Consider the following 19422-nt stretch of genomic DNA (forward strand, 5'->3'; position numbering starts at 1 on the left):
CTCACTTCCCTCCCTTGCGATATCCGTGAGTAAATGTTTCATCATATAATTTTGAGCGATACGATTCATCTAGTTCATTCGAAAACGCCCATCCTGCTAAAATAAGGGCATGTTGACGAATGCCGTGGCGCTGCATATCTTCATGAAGCATGCCAACCGTTGTGCGCACAATTTTTTCGTCCGGCCACGTCGCCTTATACACAACAACGACAGGCGTATGCTCGCTCCATCCTGCTTCAAGAAACGCAGCTGTCACTTTTTTCGTTAGCGTGGCACTTAAAAAAAGAGCGATTGTACAATGATGTTGCGCCAACGAAGCGAGCTGTTCTTTTTCAGGAACTGGGGTTCTTCCTTCTGCTCGCGTTAAAATGACCGTTTGCGTTAAATTCGGTACGGTCAATTCTACTTGTGCCGCAGCGGCGGCAGCAAATACTGAACTAACTCCCGGCACAATGTCAACGTCAATTCCTTCTTTTCGCAAAAGTACGATTTGTTCCATCGTCGCCCCATAAATGGATGGATCACCAGTGTGAAGACGAACGACGATACGTCCGTTTTTCACTTCTTCGCACATCATGGCAACCATTTGCTTTAAATGCATACCCGATGTACAAAAAATGCGCGCGCTTTCTTTTGCATATGTAAGCAGTTCATCATTGACAAGCGAATCGGTGTAAAAGATGGCGTCCGCTTGCTGCAACAATTTCATTCCTTTTACAGTAATGAGTTCCGGCGACCCAGGTCCAGCCCCGACAATGTATATTTTCACTTTCTCACCACCATTAACGTCAAATATGGTAAAGATGTGTGTTCGAGCTTCGTCACATCCCATATCACTTCTTCATGGGATGTGACTTTTGTTACAACCGCCGCTTCATTGATTAAATTCATCTCTTTTAAAAGCGAGAGAAGGAGCGGCATCACTTTCGCCACTTTCAAAAACACGACGCAATCGTGATTTTGCAACGCTTTTTTCATCGCGTCATAATCATCTCGGGCTGGGACGATGGCGATTGTCTCATCGCCATCAGCTAGCGGCAACTGCAAGCGAGCTGCTGCCCCATTCATTGATGAAATGCCTGGGATGATTTCCATCGGCACGTTTGGATGATATGTTCGCATCGTGCGCATAAAATGAATACATGTGCTATATAAGAGCGGGTCTCCTTCCGTTACGAATGCGACATGTTTCCCTTCACGTAAGTAAGCCCACACCGTTTCCACTGTTTCACTCCACTTTTCTCGCAACACACGTTCATCTTTCGTCATCGGAAACACGAGACCAATCATCTGTTTTTCCGTTTTGGAAAAATACGCTTCAACAATGTGTTGGGCGTAGCCTTTACTCCCGTTCGCTTTTTTTGGATAGGCGATGACATGCGCTTCTTTTAGACGGCGAAAAGCTTTCACTGTCAGCAACTCCGGGTCTCCCGGACCGACGCCAATACCATATAACGTACCGATCATTCGCTTTCATCCTTTCGTGCTGAAATAATGTATATCGGATTTAACGCATCAAAACGTGTCAATTGTAAAATCGGTTTGCTTCGTGCAAATTGGGCGAGCAAAATATCGACAGCGTAACCGTGCGTTCGCAATGCCTCTGTCGCTTCATATAACGTTTCGATTGTGACGGCATTCATGACGATGCGCCCACCTTTTTTTAAACGCGTACAACATACATCGATAATGTCGTGTAAACTTCCTGACGTTCCACCAATGAAAATCGCATCCGGGTCAGGAAATTGCGCTAATCCTTCAGGCGCCCGCCCGTGCACAAGTGTAAAGTCTGCGCGGAATTTTTTCATATTTTTCTGACATATTTCTATATCTAAAGCATTTTTTTCAATCGCAAACACCGCCCCTTCCCGAGCCATTTTTGCCGCTTCAATCGCTACCGATCCTGTGCATGTCCCAATGTCCCATACAATGCTTTTTTCATGAAGACGGAGAGCTTGTACACTTAGTACGCGCACTTCTTTTTTCGTAATTAACCCTTTTTCTGGCTTGCGCTGAAAAAATTCAGCATCGTCGATCCCAAACATCCACTTCGTCCCATCTGTTTTTCTTCGCAAAACGACAATATTTAATGGAGCGAACGAAGCGTCTTTCATCTCTTCCAACGTAAAAAAGCGACAGCGTTCGTTTTCTCCCCCAAGGTTCTCCCCAACAAACGCCTCATATTCTGTCATCCCATATTCTAAAAGATATGAAGCAATCGCACGCGGATCGTTCGTTTCATCTGTTAAAATGGCTACTTTTTCTTTTCCATCTATGCGCTGAGCAAGCCCTTTCATCGAACGTCCATGCAAACTAACGACGTACGCATCGTGCCAACTTTCTCCCATTTTCGCGAACGCCCATTGGAGCGAACTGACAGAGGGATATACTTCAATCGGAACTTTTTTCGCTAAATAACTACCGATCCCGTAAAATAGCGGATCACCGGATGCTAAAATGACCGTTTTTTTCGGCTCGTTTACAAGTGTTGCTAAAAGCGATGATAAGTTGCTTCGAATGACGATTTTTTCCCCTTTGTAGTGCGGAAAAAAAGATAGTTGCCTTTCTCCACCAACGAGCCGCTCACTTTCATGAATCCATCGTTCATACAACAAAGGAAGAGAATCTGTTCCATCAGCTCCTATTCCGATTAATTTCATTCGCTCCACCGTTTCGCACCGCCTTTCCTAGCAACTGTCCTTTCAGCGTATACATTGTCGTTTCAACCGTCATTCCTCCACCTACTTCGCGTAACGCATGTTGGCAACAATAGTCACATAACAAATCGAAAAACGACATATATCCTGCCTCGTACATTATATCGCCGACTTGTGACGCTGTATTCGCCTGTTTAACAGCTTCAATCATATGTGTTGGAGCACCGCATTGTTCAGCGATACGAGCTAAAAAATGAAAATCGACAGGAGCACTTTTCGAATGTACCATCATGATCCCTTGCGCCACTTTTGAAAACTTGCCCATCATTCCAACGAGTGACACCGTTTGAATCCCAAGCCGTTTGCACTGTTTCAACGTAAAACCGACAAAATCGCCCATTTCAATAAATGCTTCTTCTTTCAAATGAGGATATTGCTTCATCGCATATGTTTCGCTTCTTCCACCTGTCGTGACAACAACGTGGTCACAGCCGCAAGCAACCGCCACTTCGAGCGCGCGTACAATACTTGCTCGATACGCGGACGTAGAGAACGGAACGACGATGCCACGCGTTCCTAAAATAGAAATGCCACCTATAATTCCGAGCCGTCCGTTTAACGTTTTTTTCGCCATTTCTTCTCCGTTCGGAACGGAAATGACGATGCTCACGCCGCTTGTCACACCGTATTTTGTAAGCAATTGCCGAGCAACGTCCGTCATCATTTGACGAGGAACAGGATTGATCGCTGCCTCCCCAATCGGAACAGGAAGGCCGGGCTTTGTTACCCTTCCGACCCCTTCTCCTCCATCAATATGAATACCCTCTTCCGTCCAGCTTACTGTTGCAACGATCGAAGCACCGTGCGTCACGTCAGGGTCGTCTCCACCGTCTTTTATGACTGTGGCGCTTGCTGCATGTGGATGTATTTCACAAGCAGCGACTGGAAACGTGACCTCGCGACCGATTGGAAGCATGATCGTTGCTTCCGTTTGCTTCATGCCTGTAATGAGCGCAAGCAACGCCGCTTTTGTCGCGGCCGTTGCACACGCTCCGGTCGTATATCCTTCACGCAAATTTTCCTTCTTCATACTGATTCTCGCTCCGCCAAAATAGACAAGGCGTTCAATGCGGCGACAGTAACTGTACTCCCTCCTTTTCTTCCGATGTTCGTAATAAACGGAACGTCTAATTTTGCTAATTCTTCTTTTGACTCTGCTGCAGAAACGAACCCAACAGGAAGACCGATAATTAAGCCGGGGCGCGCTTCACCTTCTTTCACGAGGCGAATAAGCTCAAGAAGCGCTGTCGGCGCATTTCCGATCGCAAATATTCCTCCATCCGCCTCCTTTACTGCTTTGCGCATCGCAACAATCGCCCGCGTCGTGTTTAATCGCTTCGCCTCTTTCATGACATCATCATCAGAAATATACACGTGGATACTTCCACCATATTTTTCAATGCGCGCTTTATTGATCCCTACTTGTACCATCTGGACGTCAGCCACGATCTTTTTCCCGGCACGAATCGCAGCCACTCCCGCTTCAATCGCTCGCGGATGAAATAAAAGACTTTTCCCTAATTCAAAATCGGCGCTCGCATGAATGACGCGCTGAACAACCGCATATTGTTCGTTTGTAAACGAGTGTTCTCCTATTTCTTCATCAATGATTTGAAAGCTTTTTTGCTCAATTTGTTCTGGTTGCACAGTTATTGGACGAAACATTTACTTTTCCTCCTTTTTTATCTCGCGCTCAAGTGCGCGAATGATGTCGGAAAACTCATTGTACACGTTTGGATAAGCAAGTTTTGGGCGGCGAATAACAACCGTTTCGATACTAAGCTCTTGCGCCGCAGCAATTTTTTCGTCGACGAAACCAACTCGCCCACTTTCTTTCGTCACAAGAAGCGTCACACCGAAATGTCGCATCAAAGCGATATCTAATTGTTTCGTAAACGGACCTTGCATCGCAATAATATTTTCTTGTGGAAAACCCAATTGTTCGCACTTTTCCATATTGTCTTTCCGCGGTAACATACGGGCAATGAGGCGAACATCAGGAAGCGAAAGCAACTTCTCTGCAAAAATGTGTAACGTTTTACTACCAGTCGTCAGCATCACAACGCCTTTTTTATTTGCTGCGTACTCCGCTGCTGCTTCATAGCTATCAACAAATGTGACGCGCTCGTACGTAATGACGCTTTCTTTTCGTTCGTAACGAAGGTACGGGACATTTGCTTCTTCTGCTGCTTTCATCGCTTGACGCGACGCTTCTTCTGCAAACGGATGGCTCGCATCAACAATTGCTGTCACTCCATGTTGCTGGATAAGCTGAACCATCTCATGCGCTGTTAAACGCCCGACATGCGCATGCAATCCAACATGTGCCATTTGTTCTGCCGCATGCTCTGTCACAACTGTTGCAAACACATCGTATCCAACATCGCGAATCGCTAACGCCAATTGACGTGCATCACTCGTTCCAGATAACATCATAATCATGTGTTTCACCTCAATGATCGTGATGGTGATGATGGTGATGCTCAGCGACATGAAGCCGATATTGACACGTATCGCAATTCATTTGCACCGAGTCGCTAAGTGCTTCGTGTAACCGATCAAGTACAATCGTCTGGAGCGAAGGATGGAATCCAAAATAATGCGCTAGCACAAACGACATGTGCGGATATATGCTCTGAAACTCGAACACTCGCTTTTCTAACCGTTTAATGAGCACACCTGTAAATAAAAAGTAAGGTAAAACGACAATTTTTTTCGCTCCGAGCTTGACACATTTTACGACTGCCTCATCTAATGACGGATTCGTCACCCCCATAAACGCTGGTTCAACAATGACCTGTTTATTTCGCTCCCAAAACAAACGGGCAATTTTATACAAATCACTATTGGCGTCTGGATCACTCCCTCCGCGCCCAAGCAAAATGACCGCTGTATGCTCATCTAAAACAATCTCTGCCTCTTTCAAACGATCTTGTAAAATCGTAAACGTTGCATCGTGGATGCCAAGCGGCCGTCCGTACGTAAATGAGACGTACGGATAACGTTCTTTTGCCTCATCAATCGCTGCTGGAATATGTAACTTCGAATGTCCAGCGGGAAGTAAAATAATAGGGATAACAATTATTTCCGTTGCTCCTCGTTCGACACAATGGACGATACCATCTGTTACAGACGGAATACCAAATTCTAAAAAACATGTATGCACATAAAACGTCGCGTCAATGTGCGGACGAATCGTTTGAACAAACTGCCGTACTTGCTCGTTTCCTTCTTCATCACGGCTCCCATGTCCAACAAACAAAATTGCTTTCACACGTATCACTCCCCACATGCCGCTGGCTCAACGTTCTTCGTCTGTCCGTAAACGAAGCCACCGACTTCTTTTTTTCGTTCAAAAAACTTATGAAATCGTTCGTTTGCATATCCTTCTTCTTTGTATTGCGCAATGATCCGAGCAATCGTTTCAACGAGGTCATTCGGCTGAATGCCTTCAGCAACAAGCTGTCCAGGATGAGCGTTTCTTCCTACCGTTTTTCCACCTAAAAATAAGTCAAACGCCCCTTTGCGATAAACAATTCCAATATCTTCATGAACGGCTCCATAACATGCCATACCGCATCCGTTAAATCCTACACGCAATTCCTTTGGCAACTCCATGCCACCAAACTGCTTATATAGCTGCTCTGCATAAGGAATCGCATCTTTTTTCTCCCCATCACAAAAGTCACAAGCTTTCATGACAAACACATCTCCAACAGGTGCGACGGTCAACCCAGCTTGTACGAGCGCTCGTACAACTTCATCTGCGCAATCCGTTTCCATCGTCACTTTAAAGTAGTGATCAGGTGTATACGTGATCGTTCCTTGCTCGCCAACGATGCGGGCAAGTTGCACCATTTGTTCAGGCTCCCACGTTTTCTTTGCAATTCCCGGACTGACTGCTACTTCCAATCGTTCTACATTTACTTTTGCATACGCCTCTTCCGCTAGTGAGCGCACATGCGTCAACGCCCACGGCTCTGCTTCTGGACACAATCGCTCGTGCGGTTTTAACGGCTGGACGGCACTAGATAAGTTATATTTCCGTTCATAGCCACGCGGTGTAATCATAAGACCGTCATGAACGAACGTAGAGGAGTTTCCAATAATGACTGTCGTTAACATGCCGATGTCGTGCTCTAACATATCGCCTATATTCGTTAACACGACATGTTGCCGCTCACGATACGCGCTTTTTACAAGACCAACTGGTGTATGTGGCGAACGATACGTCAATAAAATGCGCTGCGCTTCGACAATTTGTTGCGTGCGGCGGCCGCTTTTTGGATTGTATAGCGCAATGACAAAATCTGCCGCAGCTGCCGCTTCAATTCTTTTTGCGATCACATGCCATGGCGTTAAATGGTCGCTTAAACTAATCGTGCATGCGTCATGCATGATCGGCGCCCCTAACAAAGCGGCACAAGAATGAATGGCTGAAATGCCTGGAATGACTTCCACTTCAACTCCTGTTTCCTTATGCCACCCTTTTTCGATTAGCACCTCATAAACAAGCCCAGCCATACCGTACAGTCCGGCATCCCCGCTCGAGATGACAGCGACGTTTTTTCCGCGTTCTGCCTGCTTTACAGCTTCTTGTGCTCGACTCACTTCTTCCGTCATCCCTGTGCTAATCACTTCTTTTCCACGAATGATGTCTTTAATTAAATCGACATACGTTTTATAACCAACGATAACATCGCTTTCTTCAATCGCTTCACGCGCCCGTTTCGTCATATGGTCAACACTTCCTGGGCCAAAACCAACGACAAACAATTTTCCCACCATGTTTTCACCCCTTTTTCCATCGTTCGATCCATTCAAACAGTTGTTGTTCTGTACAAGTCCGGTTTTCCTTCATCCATATGCGTAAAAGAAGAGGAAGCGGCAAACGAAGCTGGTGAAAAATATCCGCTTGTGAAAATATAAACGCAGGTGTGCCATGCAAAACGATGCGTCCATCATGCATGACAAACACTTCGTCTGCCCATTGCCATACGAAATCAAAATCATGGGTGATGACAACGAGCGTCGTGCCTGCTTCGTGCCACTCATTTAGTTTCATGATGAGGCGCTCGCTCTGTGCAGCATCTAAATAAGCAGCTGGCTCATCGACAATAAGCAACTCCGGTTGAGAGGCCATCGCAACAGCGAGCGACAACCACTTTTTTTGTCCGAGACTGAGATGGTGAATGGGCACGTCTCGCCATTCAGCAAGCGAAAATGTTTTTATCGCTCGTTCGAGCCGTTCACTATTCCCGTTTAGACTAAGCGCAAGCTCTTCCTCAATCGTTGGTGCTAAAAATTGATGTTCTGGATTTTGAAAAACGACGCCGACATGTTGGCGTAAATGTTCCTTTACACGTTTTCCTTCCCAATACACCTCCCCTTTTGTTGGGCGATAAATGCCGTTTGTATGAAGCAACCATGTTGTTTTTCCACAACCGTTTTTTCCGATCAATGCATATTTTTTTCCACGTTCGATCGTAAGCGATACTCCTTTTAAGACGTGCGCACCATTTCGGTACGTATAGTGAACATCATGAAACTGCAGCATATAACCCCTCCACGATAAACAAAACAACGATGCCAAGCGATGCTTCAATGACATACCTTTTTGGCAATTGCTCGTCCGTGCACCGCGGAACTGTAAAAGAGACGTGGCGCGCTCGTTGCGCAATGACCATCGCCTCATATTGATGCAATGTGTGGCGTAACAATTGTGCAACAGCAAGTGAAGCGATCCGCCAATTTCGTTCCCCTTGTCTCACGCGCACCGTCACAAACAGCTCTCTTGCTGCCTTTTCCAACATGAAAATGAAACGATACGTTAACAATAGAAGCTCTATTAGTACACGCGGGATGCGCAATGTTTGTAGTGCGCATGCCAAGCGAAAAAATGGCGTTGTTGCGGCAAGAAAAAAGAGAACGAGCGAGCATGTAAACGCTCGTAACCAAATCGTACCTACATATGAAACGTCCACAACAGCACCATCAAGTGAAAAAAGGAGCGGTGCGCTACTCCAAAGAATAACGAGCGCCATAAGCAAACAAACACGCAAACAAACATGCCATGGTAAGCGTGCATAAACAATAAGCCAAGTAAGCATCCATCCAACAATGAAAAAACGACCAGCATTCGTTCCAATCATCGCCCATATAAGCAAAATAAATGAAAATGTCAGTTTAAATGTCGCCCGAAGTTTCGAAAGCTGATTGCGATACGCCCATTCGTCAAGCCAGCTAACCATTTCGTTTTCGCCCTCTATACAAGCCGATAATGTAGCCAATCACTCCCGCTCCAATTGCCGCCTGCAATGAAAATAGCAACGTTTCTACTTCCCCGCCGGGCGGTTCAAAAAACACATCGAACCACGGTTCATAATTGGGCGCAAGTTGTTGAATCATCTCCTCCGCAAGCGCATCCGCCCCAGCAAACTCCGTATGTTTTACAACGACGAGCGGCAAAACGATCAAAAGTGCGGCAAGGAAAAGCAATAGTCGATTGTTCATTCAACAGACGCCCCTTTCTGTTGCAATATATTTAATTCTTGTTTCGTGTACGTATGTAAAAAATTCCACACAACAACAGTCAGAAGCCCTTCGGTAATTGCAAGCGGTATTTGAGTGACAGCAAAAATAGAAGCAAACTTTAAGAACGCCCCCCATACCCCGCCTGTTGCGTCTGGAAATGCTAGCGCAAGTTGTATCGATGTCATCACATACGTAGCTAAATTGGCAAACATCGCCGCCACAAAAACAGAAAGGCGCATCGAAATGCGAAGCTTTTGGCATGCAACAAACAACACGTACGCTACAAACGGACCGATAACCGCCATCGAAAACGCATTTGCACCGAGCGTTGTCAATCCACCATGCGCAAGCAATAATGCTTGAAACATTAACACAGCCGTACCGATGACCGTCATGACGAACGGCCCAAATAACAGCGCACCGAGGCCTGTCCCTGTCGGATGCGAGCTGCTTCCTGTGACAGATGGAATTTTTAAAGCGGAAAGAACGAATGTAAATGCGGTCGCTAGCGCAAGCAACATTTTCATTTCCGGCTGTTGTTTTACGATGCGCGTCATCGTCCGTAAACCGACGAAGAAAAATGGCAAAAATAACAACCACCAAACGAGCGCCCAATGCCAAGGTAAAAATCCTTCCATAATGTGCATCGCATATACTGAAGGTGAAAGCGCAAATAAAACGTAGACAGTCAAGCATGTACAAACGATCCACCATGCGTTTCGCTTCATTTTTCTTTCCCCCTTGTCGCAACGCTATGTTCGGGCATAACAAATTCTGTATGTTCATACGTATACGTGACGTAATCGCGCAATATGTTCCCGTCACGTACATGATTGCGTACAATGTCCCTCCCTATTTGTTCATCAATCGTACGATACCAAACACCTTCTGGATAAACGATGACGACACATGCATCTTCGCAGCGACCGTTGCATCGTGTACGCGTCGTATGAACGCGCCCATGTAACTGCAACCGATCAATTTCATCGCGAATCGCTTGCGTCACCTCTTCTCCTCCTTTTCTCATGCAGCTTCCTCCGTTGCAAATAAGCACGTGATGTGTCGTTCCTTGTAAATTCCATGTTGCCATATATGTCGCCCCTTTTTTCCAAAATAAAAAAGCACCTCTAGGTAGAGGTGCAGAAAAAAACGAAATATTCAAACAATCATGCATTCACAACCGTTGTATCTCTTATGGCGATTTCTTATCATGTATTCACAACCGTTGCTTTCCATCGTCTCCGCACGTCCACCTATATTCCCGTAGGCAGCCGACGTATCGCAAGCAGGCAGGTCTCCTGGCTTAGGTTCATCATTTCGTTGCGCCTTCCCAAAAATCAGTGGCATATTGCAACGAAACTCCCCATCACAGTGGCGGGTACCGCGACGGCTTTGCACCGTTCTTCCCTTTTAAGCATACGGACGTATGCACCGTACTTGCTCATCGTATATATTTTTCAAAGAGCGTAAATGTTAAGAATATAATACACCATTTTTTTCTTCTCGCCTAGCCTGTTTATAAAAAAAGAGCACCTTCCTATTCAGAAGGTGCTTTGTAATAATCGCACGAAAACCGTTTGACGAGCGTATGCGGAATAATGATGCGTTTAATTGGCTCATTCGGGTTTTCGATTTGTTGAATTAAATTTCTTGCTGCTTCAAAGCCGAGCTGGAAAATGTTAATGTCTACCGATGTTAATGGCGGACGGGAAATTTCTGATAAAAGCACGTTGTTAAAGCTCACGATCGACAAATCGGCTGGTACGCTTAACCCCATTTCCGCAAGCGTATTTAACACACCGAGCGCCATCAAATCGTCGGCGACAACGAGCGCAGTTGGCGGTTCTTTCAATGAAAGCAACCCTTTCATCGCCTCTTGGCCGCCTTCTTTTAAAAATTCTTCATGCACGATGTAATCTTTTCGATACGAAAGACTAGCCGATTTCAATGCTTTTTCATATCCGCGCAAACGATCCATCGTCACGATGAGATTTACATTTCCTCCGACAAAAGCGATGCGTTCATGACCGAGCTCAATTAAATATTCCGTCGCCTCGCGCGCGGCGCGAACGTTATCGTTATCAACGTGCGTAATTTGCTCCGCTTTTTTATGCGGTTTACCGATGACGACAAACGGCACGTCTTCTTTTTGTAAATACGCCATAATTTTATCGTTCGCGCGCGAATACAGCAAAATGACCCCATCGACGCGTTTTCCTTGCACCATATGGACGACGCCTTCATAAATTTCCGCTTCCGTCTCCCCTGTCGACAACTGCAACGCATATTGTCGATCATGCACCGCTTTGCTAATGCCGCGAATGACTTCTGGGAAAAACGGGTTTTGAAACGCTTTATCGGCTGAGCTTGGCATAATTAAGCCGATCACTTGCGTCGATTTATTTGCTAAACTGCGGGCGATAAAATTCGGATGATAGCCGAGCTCTTTCATCGCTTCGCGCACTTTTTTCTTCGTCTTTTCACTAATGCGCGGACTGTCAGCAATGACGCGCGAAACGGTCGATGGTGCCACGTTCGCTCGTTTCGCTACATCTTTAATCGTTACTGTCATAAAAATCCCCCATCTCTTACAAAACAAACGTGTTTGTCGCTTCATCGACAAATCTTTGTTCACCGTTGACTATTACCGTTGACGGCACATGTCCAACAAACACGACACGCATACGCCACGGCGGTTGATACGTCCCTTCCGCTTCGACGTGAAAATGAACTGTATCGTGTGAAAATACCGCACGAATGTGCATGTTCACATACTCTCCTTTTTCGTACGCAAACGTTGTGCCGTCATCATCGTATAACGTATATGATGATGTTCCTTCCTCCATCGTATACACATACAACGTCAACTGTTCGTCCGCAATGGACGTCGATTGTTTTACTTCGGCGTGGGCAATCATCGCCCCTTCTTTTACAAATATCGGCAACCGATCGAGCGGCGCTTCAACGATGTACCTTCTTCCACCTTCAAATCGCTCTTTCGTCCAATAATCGATCCAGCGTCCTTCTGGAAAATAAACGATGCGATGCTTCGTATATGGGCGAACGATCGGTGCGACCATCACTTGTTCGCCAACCATAAACTGATCGGATATGTTCCACGTCTCAGCATCGTCCGGATATTCTAACATGAGCGGGCGCATCATCGGCACACCTGTTTGGTATGCTTCAAAACATAACGTGTACAAATGTGGAAGCCACTCGTAGCGCAACTCAATATATCGCTTCACTATCTGTTCATATGTTTCACCGAACGCCCACGGTTCTTGACGGGCGAAACCAATCGCACAATGATTGCGGAAATATGGGAAAAAAGCGCCGACTTGCGTCCAACGAACAAGCAATTCCCCATGAGCATCGTGAGCGAAGCCGCCCACATCCGCTCCACAACATGCAACAGCAGATAATCCTAAATTTAAACACATCGGCAACGATAGTTCAAGATGTTCCCAAAAGCTACGGTTATCTCCTGTCCACACGGCAGCATACCGGTGAATGCCTGAAAAACCGGCGCGCGTTAACACAAATGGACGCTTCCCTTTCAGTTGCTTTTTCAATCCGTTGTACGTCGCTTCCGTCATCATCATTCCGTATATGTTATGCACTTGACGATGCGTTTTCCATCCATCATGAACGACTTGATCGTCCATCGTTTTCGTTTCGTTAAACACAGACGGCTCATTCATATCGTTCCAAATGCCTTCAATGCCGATGCTCGTGTAAAACGCATGTTGTTCTCCCCACCATTTGCGCACTTTTTTCTTCAAAAAATCAGGAAACACGCTCGTCCCTGGCCAAACGTCTCCTTTAAACAACGTTCCGTCTGCATATTTACAAAAATAATCTTTTTGCACGCCATCGCGATACGTATCGTACTCTGCATCGACTTTCACGCCCGGATCAACGATTGGAACGATACGAACCCCCTGTTCGCTTGCGTATTGAACGAGCGATTTCGGGTGTGGAAACCGATTTTGATCGAACGTAAATACACGATATTCGTCCATATAATGAATATCTAAATATATCGCATCAAGCGGAATATGTTTTGTGCGAAATGTATCAATTAATTCACGCACTTCTTGTTCCGTTTCATAACTATAACGCGACTGATGATAACCGAGCGCCCACTTTGGCGGCAGCGGCATGCGGCCAACGAGATGCGTATATTGCGTCAACACATCTTTTGGATGCGGTCCAGCAAACACGTAATAGTCGAGCGCACCACCTTCTGACGTGAACGTATAAAACGATTCATGCCGCAAGTCAAACGTCGTTTCATACGTATGATCGAAAAAGACGCCGTGTGCATGTCCGTCTTTTAACACCATCATATACGGATGCGACTGGTATAGCGGATCCGTTTCTAAATTGTGCGGAGCATACACATCTGTATTCCACATCTTCCATACCGCTCCGCGTTTATTTAACACTCCTGTTTTTTCACCTAAGCCGTACACGACATCGGTCGGAGCGAGGGCGTGCGCACAGCGTATGCGTCCTTTCGCTTGAAAACGAACCGGCTCGACATCGCGTACAAGCACCGTCCCTTCTCGATCATAAACCGTTATACGAAACGGGCGTCGTTCGATCACGACCGTCAACGCATTCGTCTTCAGCTCCCAACCATTTTCCACTTCCTGCACATGCATCGCCACTTTCTCTGGCGCTGCCACGACCGCTGGACTAACGGAAGCGTACTTTTGAGCAAACGGATCGATCGTGATCCGAACGATATCGTCGCGATAAAAATAAATTTTACCCGATGCCCCCTCGCACGTAAATGAAACGATTTGCTTTTTTTCTTCAATTTTTTGCACATCGCCAACCGATTGCCACACATCTGTTTCATTCGTCCCATTTGTCGGCCGAATCGCAAAGCTCGTATCCTCTAGCATACATGCCGCCCCCTATCGTTATGATCGCTTCCGTTTTCGCGCTAAATATAAAAACAGTCCAAACGAAGCGTACACCGCCACAAGCGCCGCAATAAACGGAATGTTTAATCCTGTTTTTGGCGCCAGCACGTAAATTTCCGCTGTTTCGCGATCTAAAATGATATCATACTTGCCATCTTTGCTGCGGACTAAATCGCCAGCAAGCAAGCCTCGCAACTCTTTTCCTTGTTCTAGTTCGTCAGTGAACGTCACTTTTTGCGTTTTTGACGTGTTGTTAATGGCGATGACCGTTGTTTCCTTTTCATACGTCCGTTTAAACACAGCCATGCCGCCTTGTTCATACAGCAATTCAAAATCGCCACGACGAAGCGACGGCAATTTTTCACGCAATTCACCGAGCTTTGTCACATAGTCAATAAGCTCTTTATCGGTACGGAAATTCATTAAGCGGCGGTTATCTGGATCTTCCCCGCCATCAAGCGCAATTTCTGTTCCATAGTACATGATTGGAATGCCCGGCGCTGCAAACAAATATGTCAATCCGAGCTTTAAACGCGTTATCGGATTGATACGATTTTGTAACGCTAAACGGGTAAAGCGAACGGTATCATGATTATCTAAAAACGTTCCGAGCAAATACGGGTCGTCATAAAACGCCACGTTGCGCTTCCAAACGTTATACAGCGGTTCGAGCGATTGATCGACGTTTGAAAAAATGGTTGATGCTTCTTTATAAAATGGAAAATCAATTAATGCATCAATGCCAAGCTTCCCATATTGCGCTACGTAACGCGGATCATCGTGCCATACTTCGCCAAGCAAAAAAAAGTCTTCCTTCACTGATTTCACTTCTTTCGCAAACTCTTCCCAAAACCATTTCGGCACATGTTTAACCGTATCTAAACGATATCCGTCAATGTCCGTTTCTTGAATCCACCATTTCGCGACATCGAATAAATACGCTTTCACTTCCGGATTTTCTTGCGCTAAATCTGGAAGGCCAAACAGCCAGCCGTTTTCAACTTCCTGTTGATCGGCCCAGTTGAAAATGTCTTTTTTCTCATGAAACCAATCTTTTTTTGCAGGATCGTTCAGCCACGGGTGGTTGTAGCCTGTATGATTGACGACAAAATCTAAAATGACTTTCATATCTCGTTTATGCGCTTCTTTTACAAGCCGCTTTAAATCATCCAGCGTCCCAAAATGTTCTTCCACTTTATAAAAATCTTCAATCCAATAGCCATGATAGCCGCCTTTTTCGTTTGCAAAAATGGGGGTAAGCCAAATGGCTGTAAAGCCCATATCCTTTATGTAGTCGAGCTTGTCAATAACCCCTTGCAAATCGCCACCGTGATACGCTTTCGGATCGTGCACATCGACGTCGTAGTCATTTTTCGGATTCCCATTATTAAATCGGTCAACCATAATAAAATAAATGCGTTCATCTTGCCATGTTCGCTCCGCTTTCGCACTTGCTGGCGTCGCCACGGACAACAACAAAATAAAAACAAGTAGCGCACGAAATACACGTTTCATTTCATTTCACTCCCCATTCATTCCAAAGCTTCTTATGTTAATATATCTCGAAATAGTAAGAAAGGAAAGAACCTAAACGATTCTTTCCTTCCGTTTCTCATCCTTTTGTTCCACCCGCCGTCAAGCCAGAGACGAAATACTTTTGGAATGAAAGGAAGAGAATAGCGATCGGCACAGCAATTAATACAGAACCTGCCGCAAACGTTGTAAATTCGCTGCCGAACTGCTTCGCCACTAAATCGTACAATCCGACCGCTAGCGTATATTTTTCTTTGCTACGCAGCAACACGCTCGCTAAAATGAAATCGCCAAACGGTGCGATAAACGTAAAGAGCGCCACGACCGCAATAATTGGTTTCGCAAGCGGTAAAACGATTTGGAAAAAAATGCGCAAATGCCCTGCCCCGTCAATTTTCGCTGATTCATCAAGCTCTTTCGGAATCGTATCTAAATACCCTTTCATCAGCCACGTATTCATCGGAATGGCACCGCCGACGTATACGAGAATTAATCCTAAATGCGTATCAACTAACCCTGTTAAAAGCGCTAAAATGAAAATCGCAATGAGCGCCGCAAAGTTTGGAATCATTTGCAAAATTAAAAACGTCATTAACCCATTTTGGCGTCCAATAAAGCGGTAACGTGAAAACGAATACGCCGTTAAACTAACTAAAATAACCGAAAAAATCATCGTCAATGTCGCAATTTTTAACGAGTTCCAATACCAAATGAGATAATCGCTTTGCGACGTATCAAACAGCTTTTTATAATGGGCAAGCGTTGCGTTATCTGGAATCATTTTCGATCCTGATAAACTTTGTCCTGGGTTAAATGACGAGCCGACGACCCAAAGAAGCGGATAGACGATAACGATCGTCATCGCCAAAATGACTGCATACGACAACGTAAGCCGAATGAGTTTTTGTCTTTTCATATCCATATTACATCATATCCTCTTCTTTAAATGATTTTGTTCTTCTAAATTGCCATAGCGCTACTGATACGACAACGAGTGAAAGCAATAACGTAATGGCAGCTGCTTTCGAGTATTGGGCAGATGTCATCGTTAAACGATAAATCCACGAAATTAAAATGTCAGTCGCTCCCGCATTTTGCCCCGACACCGCAGGACCGCCGCCGTTAAATAAGTAAATGATGTTAAAGTTGTTGAAGTTAAACGTATATTGCGTAATTAAAATTGGCGCTGTCGCATACAACACGAGCGGAAGAGTAATTTTCGTAAACTTTTGCCAACTTGAAGCACCATCGACTGTTGCCGCCTCGTACAATTCGTTCGGAATCGCTTGCAATACCCCTGTCGTCATTGCAAAGACGAACGGGAAGCCGAGCCACGTTTGAATGAGAATGAGCGCGACTTTCGTCCAAAACGGATCAGTCATCCACTCGATCGGCCCAATGCCTAACGATGCTAAAATCGTTTTATTAATCACACCAAACGACTCGTTAAACATGCCGGAAAATACGAGAATTGTCACGAACGCAGGAACAGCCCAAGGTAAAATGAAAATCGTCCGAATAATCGCTTTTCCTTTTAAGTCTTTTTGGTTTACGATAATCGCTAAGAAAATACCGAGCGCAATTTGTAACGTCGTTGCCCCGAACGTCCAAACGATCGTCCATGCGAGGACGTTAATAAACGTTTTTCTCCAAAGATCGAGCTTGACTAAATCAATAAAGTTTTGGAATCCGACCCAGTCAACGAGTTTGGCTGGTGGAGAATGGTATAAGTCATAGTTCGTAAACGCCAATAAGACGACGAAAATAATCGGGAAAATAACGACGAACACAAGCAAAATAAAACCTGGCGAGATCATTAAATATGGAAAGCCGTTGTCAACGAGCGCGCGATATTGCTCGCGCAACGAGCTAATTTTCAACCCTAAATCACGCTTTTGCCCATTTTTATAAGCATCGCGCAAGTTAAACGCATAAAAACCGAACCCAAACACGGAAATAATAACGGCTAAAATTCCTTCAACAAGCAAGAAAATGGAATGGTCACGTCCGACGACTTCACCGAGCGTAAAGATGCCCCACCATCCCATATTTAATAAATCTTTAAAAACGATCAAAAACGAAGCAGCTAAAATGAAAAACGAAATGCCTTTCACGTATTGACGATTATATAGTTGTCCAAATCCCGGAATAAGCGATAAACCGAGGGCAATTTTCCGATGATTTGATTGGTACATTGGTGTTTCCATTGATTTTGTCTCCTTTCTAAAACGATGGCGAGGAGCGCACTTGAATGTGAATAAGTAAACAAACAATAGAAAGTTGAAGCAGTACCTCTACAAGAGAGGTACCGCTCGTTGCTTACTTGCTTGGATGGTTCGTTTCAATGTTCGTTTTAATTGTTTTTACAGCTTCATCAAGCGCTTGTTTTGGCTCTGCTTTTTGGTTTGCTACAAGTTGAAGCGCTGTCGCCATCGGACCCCATACTTCCGCCATTTCTGGAATGTTTGGCATCGGAATCGCATATTGAGATTGGATCGCAACGGCTTTTGCTCCTTCATCTTCTGCGATTAACGGATCGTTAATGAGCGATTTCACTGGCGGAATTTCGCGCGTTAACTCAAAGCGTTTTTTCGCATTTTCCTCGTTTGTAATAAACTCAATGAATTTTGTTGCCCATTCAGGATGTTTCGAGAACGCTGATACGTGCCATCCTTTTACACCCATAAATGTTTTTACAGGCTCGCCATTTGGCAGTTTCGGCATTGGCGCTACACCGATATCAATGCCTGCATCACGCATACCTTGGAACGCCCACGGACCGTTCATGACAGATGCCGCTTTTCCTTCGTTGAATAAACCGTCCATCGCTGAACCGCCGTTTTCACCGATAATACCTTTCGGGAACAATTCTTTATACCATTGTTGAATGTATTCTGTCCCTTTTACTGCACCTTCGTTATTTAAACCGATGTCATTGCGATCTAACGCACCGTTGTTGTTTTTAAATACGTAGCCGCCCATACCAGCAATGACGCCGTGCGCAAAATAGAAGTTATCCCAAAGCGCTAAGAAACCGTATTGGTCGCCTTTTGTAAACTCTTTTGAGAACTGATATAGCTCATCCATCGTCTCTGGCGCTTTGTCCATTAATTTTTTGTTATAAATAAATACAGGAGTTTCTACTGCTTTTGGAAGTCCGTATAACTTTCCATCATACATTTGCGCCGCAATTGAAGATTCTGTAAACGTATCTAATACAGCTTGGTCGACTTGAATTTCACGAATTAATCCTTCCGTCACGAGCTGACCGATTTGGTCATGTGGAACAGTAATGACGTCAGGACCCGTGCCTGCTGGACCGTCTAAACGAAGTTGGTCGCGTTGTTTCGTCGCCATTTCAACTTCTTTGTACTCTACTTTGATGCCGTACTTTTCTTCGAACGCTTTAATCGCCGGCTCTAACGCCACGCCACGCTTCACGTCTTCCCAAACGACAAGCTTTTCTGGTTTTGGCGGCATGCCGTCTTCGGATACTTCCGTTTTTCCTTCATTTTCATTTTCTTTTGGCTTTGCCTCATCTTGTGGACCACAACCTGCCATCACACCTGCAAGCAACGCAAGCGATGAAAAAATGGATACCGTCTTTTTCATTTCGACCCCTCCTGTGTTTTAAGCAATACGTACAAACGCTTTCATTTTTGCGAAAACGATTGCACAACCTTTATCTTCATTATACAATC

The 19422-nt window shown here is 45.2% G+C and carries 19 protein-coding genes and 1 riboswitch; all 19 genes read right to left on the reverse strand.

The window, feature by feature from the left end; translation table 11 throughout:
* Position 1: 1 nt before the first annotated feature.
* Positions 2-769: a precorrin-4 C(11)-methyltransferase gene (gene cobM, locus K1I44_RS05850; protein ID WP_219985575.1), complete on the reverse strand. Its 768-nt coding sequence runs from the start codon at positions 767-769 to the stop codon at positions 2-4.
* Positions 766-1467, reverse strand: a complete 702-nt coding sequence (gene cobI, locus K1I44_RS05855) for a precorrin-2 C(20)-methyltransferase (RefSeq protein WP_219985576.1) — start codon at positions 1465-1467, stop codon at positions 766-768. Before cobI ends, cobM begins: the two co-directional genes overlap by 4 nt.
* On the reverse strand, positions 1464-2669 hold the full coding sequence (gene cbiE / locus K1I44_RS05860) for a precorrin-6y C5,15-methyltransferase (decarboxylating) subunit CbiE (RefSeq protein WP_219985577.1): 1206 nt from the start codon (positions 2667-2669) through the stop codon (positions 1464-1466). The genes cobI and cbiE overlap by 4 nt, the downstream gene beginning before the upstream one ends.
* On the reverse strand, positions 2635-3747 hold the full coding sequence (locus K1I44_RS05865; protein ID WP_219985578.1) for a cobalt-precorrin-5B (C(1))-methyltransferase: 1113 nt from the start codon (positions 3745-3747) through the stop codon (positions 2635-2637). Before K1I44_RS05865 ends, cbiE begins: the two co-directional genes overlap by 35 nt.
* A complete protein-coding gene (locus K1I44_RS05870) occupies positions 3744-4382 on the reverse strand; it encodes a precorrin-8X methylmutase (RefSeq protein ID WP_219985579.1) in 639 nt (212 codons plus the stop codon). The genes K1I44_RS05865 and K1I44_RS05870 overlap by 4 nt, the downstream gene beginning before the upstream one ends.
* Complete coding sequence (cobK, locus tag K1I44_RS05875) at positions 4383-5159, reverse strand: precorrin-6A reductase (RefSeq protein ID WP_219985580.1); 777 nt, start codon at positions 5157-5159, stop codon at positions 4383-4385.
* A 10-nt stretch (positions 5160-5169) separates the two neighbouring features.
* A complete protein-coding gene (locus K1I44_RS05880) occupies positions 5170-5991 on the reverse strand; it encodes a sirohydrochlorin chelatase (protein ID WP_219985581.1) in 822 nt (273 codons plus the stop codon).
* Between the two features lie 5 nt (positions 5992-5996).
* A complete protein-coding gene (gene cobJ, locus K1I44_RS05885) occupies positions 5997-7505 on the reverse strand; it encodes a precorrin-3B C(17)-methyltransferase (RefSeq protein WP_219985582.1) in 1509 nt (502 codons plus the stop codon).
* 4 nt (positions 7506-7509) lie between these two features.
* Positions 7510-8274: an energy-coupling factor ABC transporter ATP-binding protein gene (locus K1I44_RS05890; protein ID WP_219985583.1), complete on the reverse strand. Its 765-nt coding sequence runs from the start codon at positions 8272-8274 to the stop codon at positions 7510-7512.
* Positions 8258-8968: a CbiQ family ECF transporter T component gene (locus K1I44_RS05895; protein WP_219985584.1), complete on the reverse strand. Its 711-nt coding sequence runs from the start codon at positions 8966-8968 to the stop codon at positions 8258-8260. Before K1I44_RS05895 ends, K1I44_RS05890 begins: the two co-directional genes overlap by 17 nt.
* Positions 8961-9230 carry an energy-coupling factor ABC transporter substrate-binding protein gene (locus K1I44_RS05900; RefSeq protein ID WP_004891947.1) on the reverse strand — a complete coding sequence of 90 codons (270 nt, stop codon included), beginning with the start codon at positions 9228-9230 and terminating at the stop codon, positions 8961-8963. Before K1I44_RS05900 ends, K1I44_RS05895 begins: the two co-directional genes overlap by 8 nt.
* Positions 9227-9979, reverse strand: coding sequence for an energy-coupling factor ABC transporter permease (locus K1I44_RS05905; protein WP_219985585.1), 753 nt, complete (start codon positions 9977-9979; stop codon positions 9227-9229). The genes K1I44_RS05900 and K1I44_RS05905 overlap by 4 nt, the downstream gene beginning before the upstream one ends.
* Positions 9976-10341: a (2Fe-2S) ferredoxin domain-containing protein gene (locus K1I44_RS05910; RefSeq protein ID WP_219985586.1), complete on the reverse strand. Its 366-nt coding sequence runs from the start codon at positions 10339-10341 to the stop codon at positions 9976-9978. The genes K1I44_RS05905 and K1I44_RS05910 overlap by 4 nt, the downstream gene beginning before the upstream one ends.
* A 181-nt stretch (positions 10342-10522) precedes the next feature.
* A riboswitch (cobalamin riboswitch) is annotated at positions 10523-10703 on the reverse strand.
* Between the two features lie 85 nt (positions 10704-10788).
* On the reverse strand, positions 10789-11823 hold the full coding sequence (locus K1I44_RS05915) for a LacI family DNA-binding transcriptional regulator (protein ID WP_003395481.1): 1035 nt from the start codon (positions 11821-11823) through the stop codon (positions 10789-10791).
* Between the two features lie 16 nt (positions 11824-11839).
* Positions 11840-14167, reverse strand: coding sequence for a glycoside hydrolase family 31 protein (locus tag K1I44_RS05920; RefSeq protein WP_219985587.1), 2328 nt, complete (start codon positions 14165-14167; stop codon positions 11840-11842).
* 18 nt (positions 14168-14185) lie between these two features.
* The gene (locus K1I44_RS05925; RefSeq protein ID WP_219985588.1) at positions 14186-15703 is read right to left on the reverse strand and encodes an alpha-amylase family glycosyl hydrolase; all 1518 of its coding nucleotides are present in this window, start codon (positions 15701-15703) and stop codon (positions 14186-14188) included.
* Between the two features lie 97 nt (positions 15704-15800).
* Positions 15801-16643: a sugar ABC transporter permease gene (locus tag K1I44_RS05930; protein WP_219985589.1), complete on the reverse strand. Its 843-nt coding sequence runs from the start codon at positions 16641-16643 to the stop codon at positions 15801-15803.
* Position 16644: 1 nt separating this feature from the next.
* Positions 16645-17928, reverse strand: coding sequence for a carbohydrate ABC transporter permease (locus K1I44_RS05935; RefSeq protein ID WP_219985590.1), 1284 nt, complete (start codon positions 17926-17928; stop codon positions 16645-16647).
* Positions 17929-18040: 112 nt separating this feature from the next.
* Positions 18041-19333 (reverse strand): extracellular solute-binding protein, encoded by a 1293-nt coding sequence (locus tag K1I44_RS05940; RefSeq protein WP_219985591.1) that lies wholly within the window; start codon positions 19331-19333, stop codon positions 18041-18043.
* Between the last annotated feature and the right edge of the window lie 89 nt (positions 19334-19422).

Origin of the sequence: Anoxybacillus sp. ST4 (assembly GCF_019448545.1) — a bacterium.
Lineage (GTDB): Bacteria > Bacillota > Bacilli > Bacillales > Anoxybacillaceae > Anoxybacillus > Anoxybacillus pushchinoensis.

Coding starts and splice junctions, on each gene's coding strand:
- cobJ (WP_219985582.1), bottom strand. CDS start 7,505: ATGGTGGGAAAATTGTTTGTCGTTGGTTTTGGCCCAGGAAGTGTTGAC.
- K1I44_RS05900 (WP_004891947.1), bottom strand. CDS start 9,230: ATGAACAATCGACTATTGCTTTTCCTTGCCGCACTTTTGATCGTTTTG.
- K1I44_RS05925 (WP_219985588.1), bottom strand. CDS start 15,703: ATGAAACGTGTATTTCGTGCGCTACTTGTTTTTATTTTGTTGTTGTCC.
- K1I44_RS05870 (WP_219985579.1), bottom strand. CDS start 4,382: ATGTTTCGTCCAATAACTGTGCAACCAGAACAAATTGAGCAAAAAAGC.
- K1I44_RS05890 (WP_219985583.1), bottom strand. CDS start 8,274: ATGCTGCAGTTTCATGATGTTCACTATACGTACCGAAATGGTGCGCAC.
- K1I44_RS05940 (WP_219985591.1), bottom strand. CDS start 19,333: ATGAAAAAGACGGTATCCATTTTTTCATCGCTTGCGTTGCTTGCAGGT.
- cobI (WP_219985576.1), bottom strand. CDS start 1,467: ATGATCGGTACGTTATATGGTATTGGCGTCGGTCCGGGAGACCCGGAG.
- K1I44_RS05910 (WP_219985586.1), bottom strand. CDS start 10,341: ATGGCAACATGGAATTTACAAGGAACGACACATCACGTGCTTATTTGC.
- K1I44_RS05905 (WP_219985585.1), bottom strand. CDS start 9,979: ATGAAGCGAAACGCATGGTGGATCGTTTGTACATGCTTGACTGTCTAC.
- cobK (WP_219985580.1), bottom strand. CDS start 5,159: ATGATTATGATGTTATCTGGAACGAGTGATGCACGTCAATTGGCGTTA.
- K1I44_RS05865 (WP_219985578.1), bottom strand. CDS start 3,747: ATGAAGAAGGAAAATTTGCGTGAAGGATATACGACCGGAGCGTGTGCA.
- K1I44_RS05895 (WP_219985584.1), bottom strand. CDS start 8,968: ATGGTTAGCTGGCTTGACGAATGGGCGTATCGCAATCAGCTTTCGAAA.
- K1I44_RS05930 (WP_219985589.1), bottom strand. CDS start 16,643: ATGGATATGAAAAGACAAAAACTCATTCGGCTTACGTTGTCGTATGCA.
- K1I44_RS05935 (WP_219985590.1), bottom strand. CDS start 17,928: ATGGAAACACCAATGTACCAATCAAATCATCGGAAAATTGCCCTCGGT.
- K1I44_RS05915 (WP_003395481.1), bottom strand. CDS start 11,823: ATGACAGTAACGATTAAAGATGTAGCGAAACGAGCGAACGTGGCACCA.
- K1I44_RS05920 (WP_219985587.1), bottom strand. CDS start 14,167: ATGCTAGAGGATACGAGCTTTGCGATTCGGCCGACAAATGGGACGAAT.